17 protein-coding genes are annotated in these 12486 nt (G+C 49.2%); 13 read left to right on the top strand and 4 right to left on the bottom strand.

The annotated features are described in order from the left end of the window. Window positions 1-43: 43 nt before the first annotated feature. The 4 genes from ACKA06_RS12760 to ACKA06_RS12745 all read right to left on the bottom strand — a co-directional run bounded on the left by ACKA06_RS12760 (window position 44) and on the right by ACKA06_RS12745 (window position 2312). Window positions 44-343, bottom strand: coding sequence for a YwdI family protein (locus ACKA06_RS12760; RefSeq protein ID WP_411159819.1), 300 nt, complete (start codon window positions 341-343; stop codon window positions 44-46). An 86-nt stretch (window positions 344-429) separates the two neighbouring features. Then, complete coding sequence (locus ACKA06_RS12755) at window positions 430-609, bottom strand: uracil-DNA glycosylase (RefSeq protein ID WP_411159818.1); 180 nt, start codon at window positions 607-609, stop codon at window positions 430-432. A gap of 245 nt (window positions 610-854) precedes the next feature. Beyond that, window positions 855-1529: a uracil-DNA glycosylase gene (locus tag ACKA06_RS12750; protein WP_411159817.1), complete on the bottom strand. Its 675-nt coding sequence runs from the start codon at window positions 1527-1529 to the stop codon at window positions 855-857. Window positions 1530-1544: 15 nt separating this feature from the next. Beyond that, window positions 1545-2312: a DUF4230 domain-containing protein gene (locus ACKA06_RS12745; protein WP_411159816.1), complete on the bottom strand. Its 768-nt coding sequence runs from the start codon at window positions 2310-2312 to the stop codon at window positions 1545-1547. Window positions 2313-2469: 157 nt separating this feature from the next. On the opposite strand from ACKA06_RS12745, the gene ACKA06_RS12740 reads away from it, so the two are divergent. From ACKA06_RS12740 to ACKA06_RS12680, 13 genes are all read left to right on the top strand, one after another. Beyond that, entirely contained in the window at window positions 2470-2820 is a 351-nt protein-coding gene (locus ACKA06_RS12740) for a general stress protein (RefSeq protein WP_032086989.1), read from the top strand. A 137-nt stretch (window positions 2821-2957) separates the two neighbouring features. Continuing rightward, window positions 2958-3767: a pyridoxine/pyridoxal/pyridoxamine kinase gene (pdxK, locus tag ACKA06_RS12735; protein ID WP_411159815.1), complete on the top strand. Its 810-nt coding sequence runs from the start codon at window positions 2958-2960 to the stop codon at window positions 3765-3767. Window positions 3768-4299: 532 nt separating this feature from the next. Next, window positions 4300-4647 (top strand): YojF family protein, encoded by a 348-nt coding sequence (locus ACKA06_RS12730; protein WP_411159814.1) that lies wholly within the window; start codon window positions 4300-4302, stop codon window positions 4645-4647. Between the two features lie 16 nt (window positions 4648-4663). Continuing rightward, window positions 4664-5347 carry a bacillithiol biosynthesis deacetylase BshB2 gene (gene bshB2 / locus ACKA06_RS12725; RefSeq protein WP_032086992.1) on the top strand — a complete coding sequence of 228 codons (684 nt, stop codon included), beginning with the start codon at window positions 4664-4666 and terminating at the stop codon, window positions 5345-5347. A gap of 365 nt (window positions 5348-5712) precedes the next feature. Beyond that, entirely contained in the window at window positions 5713-6441 is a 729-nt protein-coding gene (locus ACKA06_RS12720; RefSeq protein ID WP_214872357.1) for an ABC transporter ATP-binding protein, read from the top strand. Next, window positions 6431-7447 (top strand): ABC transporter permease, encoded by a 1017-nt coding sequence (locus ACKA06_RS12715; protein ID WP_064567912.1) that lies wholly within the window; start codon window positions 6431-6433, stop codon window positions 7445-7447. Before ACKA06_RS12720 ends, ACKA06_RS12715 begins: the two co-directional genes overlap by 11 nt. Window positions 7448-7476: 29 nt before the next feature. Continuing rightward, on the top strand, window positions 7477-8124 hold the full coding sequence (locus ACKA06_RS12710; RefSeq protein WP_411159813.1) for a TetR/AcrR family transcriptional regulator: 648 nt from the start codon (window positions 7477-7479) through the stop codon (window positions 8122-8124). 101 nt (window positions 8125-8225) lie between these two features. Further along, complete coding sequence (locus ACKA06_RS12705) at window positions 8226-9017, top strand: SDR family NAD(P)-dependent oxidoreductase (protein WP_411159812.1); 792 nt, start codon at window positions 8226-8228, stop codon at window positions 9015-9017. 497 nt (window positions 9018-9514) lie between these two features. Next, the gene (locus ACKA06_RS12700) at window positions 9515-10084 is read left to right on the top strand and encodes a sigma-70 family RNA polymerase sigma factor (protein WP_411159811.1); all 570 of its coding nucleotides are present in this window, start codon (window positions 9515-9517) and stop codon (window positions 10082-10084) included. A gap of 1 nt (window position 10085) precedes the next feature. After that, the gene (locus ACKA06_RS12695; RefSeq protein WP_411159810.1) at window positions 10086-10304 is read left to right on the top strand and encodes a hypothetical protein; all 219 of its coding nucleotides are present in this window, start codon (window positions 10086-10088) and stop codon (window positions 10302-10304) included. 258 nt (window positions 10305-10562) lie between these two features. Further along, window positions 10563-11195 carry a D-Ala-D-Ala carboxypeptidase family metallohydrolase gene (locus tag ACKA06_RS12690; RefSeq protein WP_411159809.1) on the top strand — a complete coding sequence of 211 codons (633 nt, stop codon included), beginning with the start codon at window positions 10563-10565 and terminating at the stop codon, window positions 11193-11195. Window positions 11196-11213: 18 nt separating this feature from the next. After that, the gene (locus ACKA06_RS12685) at window positions 11214-11762 is read left to right on the top strand and encodes an N-acetylmuramoyl-L-alanine amidase family protein (RefSeq protein ID WP_032086999.1); all 549 of its coding nucleotides are present in this window, start codon (window positions 11214-11216) and stop codon (window positions 11760-11762) included. A gap of 85 nt (window positions 11763-11847) precedes the next feature. Beyond that, entirely contained in the window at window positions 11848-12012 is a 165-nt protein-coding gene (locus ACKA06_RS12680) for a YvrJ family protein (protein ID WP_141771974.1), read from the top strand. The last annotated feature ends 474 nt before the right edge of the window (window positions 12013-12486 follow it).

Below are 12486 nucleotides of genomic sequence, written 5' to 3'. Positions count from 1 at the left end.
TTCTGCTCCTCCACTTGTATTCAGGGGGATACCCCCGATTTTATTAAAAATCAAACAATGAATCCCCGTTTGCTCCATCGTCTGTCTCCAGCGGTTCGTCCTTCTGGATCTGCACCGGCCGCCGTTCAGGCTGTTGCTGCTGGGCGGAGATGTATGGGACGGTCTGCTGCGGCTGGATGGGAGCGGTGAAGCTTCCTGCCTGGCTGTTTTCTTCAAGCAGGACTTCGCACAGCACTTTGATCGAGTTGATATGCTCCCGGATCTGCTGTGATTTTTCCGCAGATTTTGCCTTTGCGAGCTCCCGTTCCATTTGTTTGATGATACTTTGATGAGGAATATTCATTCCGTGCTTCCTCCTTTCGCAACGCTTTCGTTCATTATCTATATCCTACTTCTAAATGGAAGCATAATCAAATATGTTCAGCGCCCTCACTGAGGTTTCCTGACAAACTTCAAACACGGACGCCCCGATGACTGAAGGACCACCGTGGACGGCATCGCTTTCGTCTTGAAGCTGTATCCCCTGCACCCCCTCGGGTGGGCTGGTTCCCATGTTGTATAAAAGTAACGGCACTTGAAGCAGTTGATCCGCTTTTCATTTTCCACCATATTAAAGCCTCCCTGCAAGACTAAAACCCCTCTCACGCTTGCAGATCGAGGGGTTAAGGAATGTTTCACGTGAAACAACTTCTTTATTCAAGGCTGTTTTCTAAAAAAGTTGCTGCTTTCGGAAATCGGCTTGAAGCCTGAATGCAGCTTTTGGACGTGCTCTTTTCGAACTCAAGTTCAAACAACAGACGGACAAGCTGAAAATCCTTCTTGGGTGAAAAGCAACAATGTATGCGAAAAGAGCCTTATTCAATGCACCAGTCGATCTCATTCATCCCTTTTTCTTTTAAAAATTGATTGGCCTTCGAATACGGCCTGCTCCCGAAGAAACCACGGTGGGCAGACAGCGGACTCGGATGCGGGGCAGTGATAATTTTGTGCCTGGATTCATCAATCAGTGCACGTTTCTTCTGGGCCGGTTTCCCCCAAAGCAGGAACACCATCGGCTTTTCGCGTTCATTCAACAGGGTGATGACCTTGTCGGTGAACGTCTCCCAGCCTTTTCCCTGGTGAGAATGGGCTTTCCCCTCCTCCACCGTCAGGACGGTATTCAAAAGCAGGACACCCTGCTCCGCCCAATTGACGAGCGACCCGTGCTGCGGGATATTACACCCGATATCATCGTGAAGTTCCTTATACATATTACGGAGCGACGGAGGCACCTTGACGCCTTTTTTGACGGAAAAGCTGAGCCCTTCCGCCTGATTCGGCCCGTGATAAGGATCCTGCCCCAAGAGGACGACCTTCACATCCTGATACGGCGTGTAATGAAACGCATTGAAGATATCGTACATCGATGGATGGGTGGCCGAAGCCTGATATTCACCCTTCAGCCACTCTCTCAAATTCAGATAATAGTCTTTCTGAAGCTCCTCCCCGAGGACTTCAGACCAGTCATTTTTAAAAACAGCAGATGACAACGCGGAACATCCTTTCTAGTTCTCGTACGTGATGGTCACTTTATAGCCTAATTGTTCAAAGAATCCTTTCAGCGACTTTTCTGCATTTTTCTCAGCAGCCTGCAAAAGTCCCTGGTCCACCGCTTCCTGGCTGATCATGTCCTTGGCCACTTCGGCAAGGGCAAAGCCTTCATTCCAGTCAACGTCACTCCGGAAGATCCCCTCCACGGAAAACGTCTTGATATTGTCCGTGTCGAGTGACGGAGCCTGGAGGATCGATGCACGCGGAAGCGTCAATTGGATTTCCTTCTTCTCTTCATCTACCACTATATCGTTTTTATCAACCTGCTGTAAATCAACACCCGCGAGAACCGTCCCCGGTACCACCATCAATAGCTTCCGCTTCGTCCCGGGCAGATCCGCACCGATTTCTCTTCCAAAAATCTGATTGTCCTCCTGCTCGATGACCGCCTTCACAAACCCCTGGGCGGTCGCAAGCGAACTCATATCCTGGATCCGTTCAACAAACGAGCCCTTCTCCTCCGTGAAAGTGGAGCCCGACAGCCACGTATACATGAATGCCGCGGTCCCTCCCACTGCTAAAATAATCACCAGCAGCACGAGCAGAAATCTGTTTTTCCAAAACGACAGAATTCCCGTCATCACCTTCCATGAGTTCCTCCCGCTCCTGCTTCTATGTTGAACAGCCGCCGTCGCGCCTGTTTCTCTCTCACTCGCCTTCAACTCTTCCAAAATCCCTTCCATTTTCCTTATCTTTTCATATTGGGTACTCAAGTCCTTCACCTTCCTCTATCTCTATTATATGAAAATATGTCGAATCTTGGAAACAATTATTCTATTAAAATGTATTGCTATATTATGGAAGTTTTAATTTGAAATGAGCGGGAAAAGCAGGAACAAGAACACATTAGGAAACAAATTTCCAAGGAGGGTGAGAAATATGTATAAAGTAGAAGTCGTCGAAAACGTAGTAGGAGCGAAAACAAAAATCGAATCACTGACAACGGAAGGTTTCACAAAGGATGACATTTATGTCTTCGCACATGACAAAAAACGTTCAGAGGACATCACTGAAGGTACACACACCGAATCAATCGGCGTAAAGGAACAGGGCATGATCGAAAGCATGGGTAACCTGTTCAAAAGCCGCGGTGATGAACTGCGTACGAAAATGAAAGCCGTCGGCATGAACCAGACCGAAGCCGATACCTACGAAGAAGAGCTCGACAAAGGCAAACTCGTCATCGTCGCTTCAAAAGAAGCAAGGGCGAATAACGCCAGCCCTTTCTGATTTGACTGAAAGCCCGTCCCGCGATAACGGACGGGCTTTTTTCGTGGTTCAAAAGATTGAACATTTGTAATTACGCCGGCAGTATTATATCCTTTATTCAGACAAAAAATGGACACGACAATAGGAGGTAATCACCCATGACTTTGAAAAAGACCCTTACAATCGCAGGATCCGATACGAGCGGCGGCGCCGGCATCCAGGCGGACCTGAAGACATTCCAGGAACACGGCGTGTACGGAATGACCGCCCTGACCACTGTCGTCACCATGGACCCGAACAACCACTGGCACCATAATGTCCACCCGCTTTCGATCGACACACTGGAAGCACAGTTGGAAACAGTCCTTTCCGTCGGAATCGACGCGATGAAGACAGGCATGCTCGGAACGGTTGAAATCATCGAGCTTGCAGCTAAGAAAATCGACCAATTCGGCTTGGATAAAGTCGTGATTGACCCTGTCATGGTGTGCAAAGGGGAAGACGAAGTACTGAACCCCGAAACGACCGACGCCATGAGGGAGCACCTCCTTCAGCGCGCGACAGTCGTAACGCCGAACCTGTTCGAAGCAGGCCAGCTTGCACAGACCGGCCCGATCAAAACGATCGACGGCATGAAAGAAGCCGCCAAGAAAATTCATGACCTCGGCGCGAAGAACGTCATCATCAAAGGCGGCAAGCAGCTCGAACACGACAAAGCGCTTGACCTCTTCTACGACGGCAATGAGTTCACGCTGCTGGAAGAAGAAAAAGTGGAAACATCCTATAACCACGGCGCCGGCTGCACGTTCGCTGCGGCCATCACATCCAACCTTGCAAACGGCCAGGATGTGAAGGAAGCAGTCCAAAATGCGAAAAAATTCGTCACGGCTGCGATCAAACACGGCTTTAAATTGAACGAATATGTAGGCCCGGTTATGCATGGTGCTTATAATCGTTTTGAAAAATAATATTTTGCTTTTAGGGTATGGGTGCCAGGCACAGATTGGATGATTTGTGCCTGGCACCTTTTTTGTGTGTGCATTTGGCGGGAGTGGCCGGCGGCGGATAACGATTTTTCGACAAGTGGCGCAATTAATTGGAATTCGGCGCAATTATCAAGATAGTGGCGCAATTAAATAAAATTTGGCGCAATAATATCGAAAGTGGCGCAATTAATATTACTATATTAATATTCCAGGCTTTGAGGGGTGTGTTCATAGCCTGCTTAAAGTAGGAATAGTATTAAAAATGGCATTCCCTTAAGCAAAAAGGTACAGCTCGGTTAAAAGAAAAGAAAATTTGTCAAAACCCATTTAAAAATGACTTTATATCCTTTCATTCCAGCTTCTCCATCCACCCAAGCTGTCTCAGGTGCTTCCCCCATCTCCCCATCTGAAAACGTGGCAGCCTTCTAAACAGACTTTTCGCTTTCACCGAAAAACTTTAGTAAAATGGAACATAATACGTAAGAGTCTTTTCTGTATCTAAGGAGGAAATGGAATGGAACCGATCAAGATCGATGACGCGCAGGGATTGATCAATCAATTCGCCCGTCAGGATGTCTACATACATTTGGAAACGACGAACGGGGCGTACGCCGCTCATTTCAACGACGGCTTTTTCAATGCGGGCGCCTATATCCGCAATGCGAAGGTCAATTACGAACACGGGAAAATCATCGGGGACGGACCTTTCCGTGTCGGTCTGAAGATCGAGCTTGGCTGGATTTACGCAGAAGGCCTCACCCACTACGAAATGGATGAGCACGGCCGCCTGCTCATGGCCGGTCACGGTGCTGACGGAAAGCTTGCCGTTGCACTTGAGATCAGCCCAACTCCGTTTAATTAAGAAAGGAGAGTCCAAAATGGAAAAAGAAAAACAAGTACTGGTCATCTTTCCGCACCCGGATGATGAAGCATTCGGCGTATCCGGAACGATTTCAACCCATATAAACAGCGGCACACCTGTGACGTACGCATGCCTCACACTAGGTGAAATGGGGCGCAATCTAGGGAATCCCCCGTTTGCAACCCGTGAATCACTGCCGCTCATCCGTAAGAAAGAACTCAAAAAAGCAGCCGAAGCGATGGGCATCAAAGACCTCCGAATGATGGGCTACCGAGATAAAACGCTCGAATTTGAGAACGATGAGAAGCTTGCCAACATGGTGACGGAGCTGATCGAAGAACTCGATCCGTCGCTGATCATCAGCTTCTACCCAGGCTACTCGGTCCACCCCGACCACGAAGCGACGGCGCGTGCGGTCGTCCGTGCGGTGCGCCGCCTGCCGAAGGATGCACGTCCGAAACTGCACTGCCTGGCGTTCTCCAAGGACTGCCGCGAAGAACTGGGCGAACCGGATATCGTCAACGATATCACCCAAGTAAGGGATCAAAAAATCGAAACGCTGAAAGCCCACATCTCCCAGACAGCCTGGATGCTGCAGGATCTCGAAAAAGGCCTGAAAACAAACGACCCGGAAGCCCTGAAATGGGTCACCACCGAAGTCTTCTGGAGCTATCAGTGGGAGAATGACAAAGTAGATTAATCAATAAAAAGCTGAACGCATACACCAAAGCATGGGACATTCGATGAATGTTTCATGCTTTTTATTTTATACAAAGTTACGTTGTGGTTTGTAATCATTCTTTTAAGCCTGTTCCAGCTGTTGGTTGGAGTGAAAGGCGAAGACTCCTGCGGGAAGAGTAGCTAATGTGAGACCCCGCAGGAACGAAGTGACGAGAAGGCTCACGGGCTACCCGCGGAAAGCGAAGTCTTTCACGGAAACCAACAGCGGAATTCAAAGGTAAATAAATGAGTGATTACTCACTTTACAAATCCACCCAAACCATTTATATTAAAAAGTGAGTAATCACTCACTACCCAAACATCACCAACGAAAGGTGTGAAATCATGAACCCAATTATTCGATTAAACGATGTTTCAAAATCATTTAAAACACAGCATGTATTGAAAAATGTTTCCCTCGATATCGAACCCGGCGAAATATACGGCCTCCTCGGCCCGTCCGGTTCAGGGAAGACGACGATGATCAAAATGATGATCGGCCTTGAGCTTCCTTCAGAAGGAACCGTCACCTTCAAGGGAAGCGAGCTGAAAGCAAAGACTTTATATCCTTCGATCGGTTACATGGCACAGTCGGATGCCCTGTATGAGGAGCTGACCGCCAGGGAGAATCTCGACTTCACCGCCTCGCTTTACGGGCTGAAAAAAGCGCAGCGGAAGCAGCAGATCGAGAAAGTGATGGAGCTGGTCGACCTCCTCCCCCATCTCGAGAAGCCTGTGCATCAGTTTTCCGGGGGCATGAAGAGAAGGCTGTCGCTGGCGATCGCCCTACTCCATGATCCAGATGTCCTTTTCCTTGATGAACCGACCGTCGGGATCGACCCGGTGCTCCGAAAAGAGATATGGGATGGTTTTCATACACTCAAAGAGGAAGGCCGGACCATCATCATCACCACCCATGTCATGGATGAAGCGGAGCGCTGCGACCGGCTGGGGCTCCTGCAGCATGGGGAGATCATTTCGAGCGACACACCCCAGTCCATCAAATCCGCGTACGGTGTGGATTCCATCGAAGACGTATTTTTGAAAAATGGAGGTGTTTCTCTTGAGAATTAGCGGTTTTGTCGTTCGCATCATCAGGCAGCTTTTCCGGGATAAACGGACGCTTGCGCTCATGTTCCTCGCCCCTCTTTTGATTTTGACGATGCTTTCGCTTGTGTTTTCCTCTGAGGATTATGAACCGAAAGTGGGCGTGGTCGATGTACCCCAGCCCCTCCAGGCAAAGCTTGACCTCGATGATTTCGAGGGCTATGAAAATAAAGATGAAGCACTTTCTGCGATGAAGGACGGGGAGCTTGACGGATACGTCACGTTTGACGATTCCAAAACGCCTGATATCACCGTCGAAGGGAGCGACCCGTCGGTTAACGGGGCCGTGCTGAAGAAGGCCCAGACTCTCTTTCCATCCCAATCTATGAAACTCTCAGACCGGGTTACCTTTTTATATGGAAATGAAGACATGGGGATGTTTGATTCGTTCGGGCCGGTGCTGCTTGGATTCTTCGTGTTCTTCTTCGTCTTCCTGGTGAGCGGGGTCTCATTTTTACGAGAAAGGACGACCGGCACGCTTGAAAGGCTGCTGGCTTCGCCGATCAAGATTTGGGAGATGGTCTTGAGCTATGTGATTGGATTCGGGATTGTGACGCTGCTGCAGGCGGCGCTGATATCCTGGTTTTCCATCTATATACTCGATATGATGATGGCAGGCAGCTTTTTTAACGTACTGATCGTGATTGTACTGCTTTCGTTCACGGCACTGACGCTGGGGATCCTGCTGTCGGCGTTTGCAAAAAATGAGCTTCAGATGATGCAATTCATTCCGATCGTCGTCGTACCGCAGCTCTTTTTTTCCGGACTGTTCAACCTTGATACGATTTCGGAGTGGCTCAGCTGGGTAGGGCCTCTGACGCCGCTCTATTATGCAGCCGGCGCGCTCCGGGATGTGATGATTCGCGGGTTCGGCTTCGGGGATCTGCTGTTCAATCTCTCGGTCCTTGCCGGATTTTCACTGCTGTTCATGATCCTCAATGTTGCAGCGCTGAAAAAATACCGTAAAATATAAGGTACTACGACTACGTTAGGGGTTTACGCATGGCTGAGGAAAAAGATATTTTCAAGCAATTATTCGAACAGGAGGAACCGTTCACGGAGAAACAGCAGAAGATCGTGGAAGCTGCGATCGAGATGTTTGCCGAAAAAGGCTACGCCTCCACTTCGACGAGCCAGATCGCCAAGAAAGCAGGCGTGGCCGAAGGAACGATTTTCCGTCATTATAAAACGAAGAAGGATCTGCTTCTGTCAATCGTATCTCCAACCATGGCCAAACTGATCGCGCCGTTCGTGATCCGTGATATCAATAAAGTATTGGACGCCAAATACGAACGCTATGAGGATTTCCTGAAGGCGATGATCATGAACCGACAGGAATTTCTGAAGGATAATATGACCGTCTTTAAAATCCTGATTCAGGAAATCCCGTTCCATCCCGAACTGAAGGAACAGTTCAAGGAACATATCGCCCGCAAGATTTTTGAAAAATTCACCGCACTTGTCGATCACTACAAAGAGAAAGGTCAGATCATCGACCTCCCGTCACCTGCTGTGGTGCGCTTCTCGGCGACCAGCATCTTCGGCCTGCTGCTCGTCCGCTATGTGTTCCTCCCCGAGGAAGACTGGGATGACGAGAAGGAGATCGAGATGACGGTGCAGATGATCATGAATGGTGTGGGAAAAGAGTAGAACGTAATGAGCTCCGGCTGCGTCCGGGGCTCTTTTTTTATGCCGTTTTACGCCAGGGTTTCACGGGTAACATACATTACATAGTTAAAGGAGGAATTCTGATGAACTTTCCATTTCATGATAAAACGCTGGAAGGACAGCATATTTTAATCACCGGGGCGACCGGCGGAATCGGGTATGCTGCGGCAAAAGCAGCCGTCGCTGCCGGTGCGCGGGTGACGATCACGGGACGGAATGAAGAGAAATTGAGTGAACTGAAGCAGGAGTGCGGGGGCGGCGACGTATTCGCGGTCAGGGCGGATCTGTCCAAGCCCCAGGCGCGCGATCAGCTGGTCGAGGCCGCAGCAAACGAATTCGGCCCGATCACCGGCCTCCTCAATTCAGCCGGGATTGGCGGCGGTGACATCGTTGAAAACCTGTCTGAAGAAGATCTGCGGGGCATCATGGAACTCAATTATTTTTCACTGGTCGAACTCACACAGCTCGTTTATAAAGGCATGAAAGACAAGGAAAAAGGTTCTATCGTCAACATCGCTTCCCTCTCAGGGCTCCGGGGTACGCACGGCAACTCAGCATACAGCGCATCCAAGTTCGCGGTGGTCGGCTTCACGCAGGCGTTCGCCCTTGAAGCGATCGAACACGGCGTACGCGTCAATGCGGTGTGCCCGGGATATGTGGATACGGAAATGGGACGGAACGCCATCAAATCCAAAGGGGAACGCAACGGCCGCAGCTACGAGGAGCAGCTGAAGCTGGCAAAAGAAAGCATCCCCTCAGGAAGGCTGACCTCCCCTGAAGAAGTGGCAAACACGATCGTCTATCTATTGAGTGATGCTGCGGAAAACATCGTCGGCGAGTCCGTCAAGATTTCGGGCGGCAGCGTGATGAGATGATATTTTTTTAGTTGTGGCCGCTGTTTTCAATAGCAGCGGCCACATTTTTGATGAAATGACGGACCTTTGTGTTCGGTGAGGAAGCATATACAGCGAAATTGGGAGTGAAACAAGCGCCGGCTTGGCGTTTATTATCAAAAACGGAGGTTATATTATCAAAAATCCAATTATATTATCAAAACCGGACATTTTATTATCAAAAATCAAAATATATTATCAAATCGCCCGCCAGTCCCAATCCAGCCCTTCTGACCCGGCCGCACACCTAATACGTCCATACTCCCATCTCCATCCTCCCCACCCAAAAATTAGTCCCTTCCGCCCTTCACAAAAATATCCATTCTATGGTTTAATGAATAGTACATTGGAACGATATTAATCAATGAGGTTGTCATTTTTTTGATGAAGGTTTCTTTATATACTAAAAGCAGGAGCAGGATCCGCCGCTTTTTTTTTAACAATTTAACCGAACATACGTTCTAATGGTGGTGAAAAAAATGGACTCATTGAAAGAGAGATTTTACCGTATCTACCCGGATTTAAAGGGAAATAAAGCAGTGGAATCGTTTATGACCCGGCCCGAACACCAGGAACTTTTGAGAGAATTTTTGACGTCGCCGAGTGCATCGTCGGAGGATTGCCTGAATGAAGCATTCAAGGCCCATTATTTCGGAATCAGATTCACTTCCTATGTCAGTTCATCCTTATATTTTCATAGTGTCAATTTTGATAAAAAAATCCGCCTTCACCGCGGCAGGCAGCTCTTGACCCTCGATCAGCCGCTCGGCGGTGATGAGGACGGTACCTTCAAGGACATGATACCGGGGCACGGTGAGCCGATCCCTTTGCCCGAACAAAGCCTGGAAGAATCGATCACGGATGCCAGCCTCCTCCATGCATACAGAAAACTCACAGACCGGCAGAAGGAGATCCTTGACCTCGCTTATGTAAGGGAGCTGAGCGATACCGAAATCGCTGAAATCCTGAACGTATCACAGCAGGCTGTTTCGAAATCCCATAAAAAAGCCTTTGCAAAATTAAAAGAAGATCTCAGGAAGGAGAACTGAAATGAACGCACTTTATGACATGGTAAAAGAAGCGCAGGATGACAGCCTTTATGAAGTGAATGTGGTGCAGAGCTTCGAGCCGAAGATCAAAAAGTCGCTGCGCCTGACGCATCAGGAGAACAGGGAAGATCTCGAACAGGAACTCAGGATCAAGGTGATCGGATATGTGCGCAGTTATTCACTCGAAGACGTTCCCGGATTGTTTGATTTACGAAAATAAGCGCCCCGAAAGGACCAGTAAACACGTCTCCCCCTCGTGTTTACTGGTCCTTTTTGATTTTCTTACAAAGTTTCTGAAGCGGGTTGTAAATCGACACCTCTCTCCTTCTTTATAAGGTGTAAGGCAAACAAAACAGCGTAAGAAGCGGCAGGGATGGCCGCTCTTATCCTGCATCCCTTTTGGATGTCTCACAACCCAAACCACGTCCTCAGCGCTTCACAATGCGCGATGGGCAATCCAAAAAAGGGAGATGTTTTGATGAACTGGACAAGAACAATGAGAAATGGTGATTCCGGCAGTGATGTAAAGGAACTTCAGATCCGTGTTGCAGGCTGGGCTGCAGATTCCCCTTCACAGACGAGAGTAGCAGTAGACGGGGCATTCGGTCCCGGAACCGAGGCCGCCGTGAAACGATTCCAGCGTGCTTACGGGCTCTCAGCGGACGGAATTGCCGGTCCCGCTACCCATTCTAAGCTGAATTCACTGGAAAGCAGCGACGGGTCGACCGCCCACTTCAGCTTCAGTGAATTTTATTCAAAAGACGGCAGCGGTTTCTCCGGAGGGAAGGTCGGTTCCACACAGATAAAAGAAAATGTCCGCCGCTTGATGTATAAGCTTGAAGCCCTCCGCAAAAAGCTTGGCAACGTGCCGATTACGATCAACTCAGGATTCAGGAGCATCAGCCACAACAGCAGCGTCGGCGGCGCATCGAACAGCATGCACCTGTACGGCGTGGCATCCGATACAAACCCTTCAGGAAAAACGCCTTCCCAGACAGCCGAAATCGCGAAAACATGCGGCTTCAGCGGCATCATCAAATACAACACGTTCGTCCATGTCGACAGCCGCATCGAATATCCTTACGGTTCCCAATTCTGGTACTGGGCGTAGGAAGGGAGGATGATCAGTATGCCAACGATTGTACTTGATCCCGGACACGGCGGGAACGATCCCGGGGCAGCCGGTAACGGTCTCCAGGAGAAACAGCTGACACTTACCATCGCTTCAAAGGTAAAAACACTTCTTGAAGAACAATATATCGTGGACGCCATCATGACCCGGACCTCGGATGTCTATGTCGGACTATCAGAGCGGGCCCAATTTGCCAATGGGGTCGGGGCTGATTACTTTGTCTCCTTCCACCATAATGCCGGCGGCGGGACTGGGTTTGAAAGCTATATCTATCCCGGCACGTCGGGCACTGAAACAGGGAGGCGCCAGGACGTCCTCCATGCTGAAATCATGAAGTTTTATGGGGGCTACGGACTCCGTGACCGCGGCCAGAAGGAAGCCAACTTCGCCGTCCTCAGGGAAACCGCGATGCCTGCGATCCTGCTAGAAAACCTGTTCATTGACCATGAGGGCGACGCCTCCCTTTTAAAGAATGCCTCGTTTATCCAGGGGCTTGCCGGAGCGATTGCCTCAGGGATTGCCAAAGCCGTCAACCTGCAGCCTTGATTTAGATTATGACCTGGCCCCGGGTAGTTAAGCGCCTATACAGGCCCGACCCCGCATTACACATCATCTTTAAGGAGGTCTCGCAATGGAATATTCAGTGTTCATACAATTGCTGGGTAACTTCGGTTTTCCGATTGCAGTCACTCTCTTTCTGCTCGTCAAGCTTGAGAAGAAACTCGAACAGCTCGAGCTTGCCATCCACGCCTTGTCGAAAGCCTTCTCCAAACAGGAAGGCAAGAGCGATAAATAGCATTTTCCACTTTTCAATAAAGAGGGAGCCGTTTTGGTTCCCTCTTTTTGTTTGTATTGAACAGAATTTAATAGTAAGTAATTTCGAATAAAAGGATTAGACTTGATTGGGTTTTTAACATGTTATTCAAGTGAACATTTAGATTCAGCCTTTTCCAGCGGTTGATTGGAGTGCATGACGAAGACTCCTGCGGGAAGAGTAGCCAATGTGAGACTTGTCCAGCTGCAGGGCTTAGAGGCACATGTCATAAGTCAACTCGTCCAAGAAGGCAAAGAACGCCTTCGTGGCCGATTCGTCTTATGCCACCCGCCTCTGAGCAAAGCCCCTCCGCTTTTCTCTCCCGCAGGAACGGAGTGACGAGGAGCATTCCTGTTATAAAGTAAATTGCGTTTATATTGAAGTTTTTGCGATGTGCATAAAAAAAGCCCCCTTGGTACGATAGAGAGTGTCATGCATGACCTCGAATTAAGTACC

Origin of the sequence: Rossellomorea oryzaecorticis, assembly GCF_045897515.1 — a bacterium.
GTDB classification, from domain to species: domain Bacteria; phylum Bacillota; class Bacilli; order Bacillales; family Bacillaceae_B; genus Rossellomorea; species Rossellomorea enclensis.
The sequence above is the reverse complement of the archived record's forward strand: the minus strand, read 5'-3'. Positions and strand labels throughout refer to the sequence as shown.

What these genes read in the sequence shown, in the direction of transcription:
- ACKA06_RS12710 (WP_411159813.1), top strand. Translation starts at nt 7,477, where the DNA reads ATGGCTGAGGAAAAAGATATTTTCAAGCAATTATTCGAACAGGAGGAA.
- bshB2 (WP_032086992.1), top strand. Translation starts at nt 4,664, where the DNA reads ATGGAAAAAGAAAAACAAGTACTGGTCATCTTTCCGCACCCGGATGAT.
- pdxK (WP_411159815.1), top strand. Translation starts at nt 2,958, where the DNA reads ATGACTTTGAAAAAGACCCTTACAATCGCAGGATCCGATACGAGCGGC.
- ACKA06_RS12705 (WP_411159812.1), top strand. Translation starts at nt 8,226, where the DNA reads ATGAACTTTCCATTTCATGATAAAACGCTGGAAGGACAGCATATTTTA.
- ACKA06_RS12755 (WP_411159818.1), bottom strand. Translation starts at nt 609, where the DNA reads ATGGTGGAAAATGAAAAGCGGATCAACTGCTTCAAGTGCCGTTACTTT.
- ACKA06_RS12740 (WP_032086989.1), top strand. Translation starts at nt 2,470, where the DNA reads ATGTATAAAGTAGAAGTCGTCGAAAACGTAGTAGGAGCGAAAACAAAA.
- ACKA06_RS12700 (WP_411159811.1), top strand. Translation starts at nt 9,515, where the DNA reads ATGGACTCATTGAAAGAGAGATTTTACCGTATCTACCCGGATTTAAAG.
- ACKA06_RS12695 (WP_411159810.1), top strand. Translation starts at nt 10,086, where the DNA reads ATGAACGCACTTTATGACATGGTAAAAGAAGCGCAGGATGACAGCCTT.
- ACKA06_RS12760 (WP_411159819.1), bottom strand. Translation starts at nt 343, where the DNA reads ATGAATATTCCTCATCAAAGTATCATCAAACAAATGGAACGGGAGCTC.
- ACKA06_RS12680 (WP_141771974.1), top strand. Translation starts at nt 11,848, where the DNA reads ATGGAATATTCAGTGTTCATACAATTGCTGGGTAACTTCGGTTTTCCG.
- ACKA06_RS12730 (WP_411159814.1), top strand. Translation starts at nt 4,300, where the DNA reads ATGGAACCGATCAAGATCGATGACGCGCAGGGATTGATCAATCAATTC.
- ACKA06_RS12690 (WP_411159809.1), top strand. Translation starts at nt 10,563, where the DNA reads ATGAACTGGACAAGAACAATGAGAAATGGTGATTCCGGCAGTGATGTA.
- ACKA06_RS12720 (WP_214872357.1), top strand. Translation starts at nt 5,713, where the DNA reads ATGAACCCAATTATTCGATTAAACGATGTTTCAAAATCATTTAAAACA.
- ACKA06_RS12685 (WP_032086999.1), top strand. Translation starts at nt 11,214, where the DNA reads ATGCCAACGATTGTACTTGATCCCGGACACGGCGGGAACGATCCCGGG.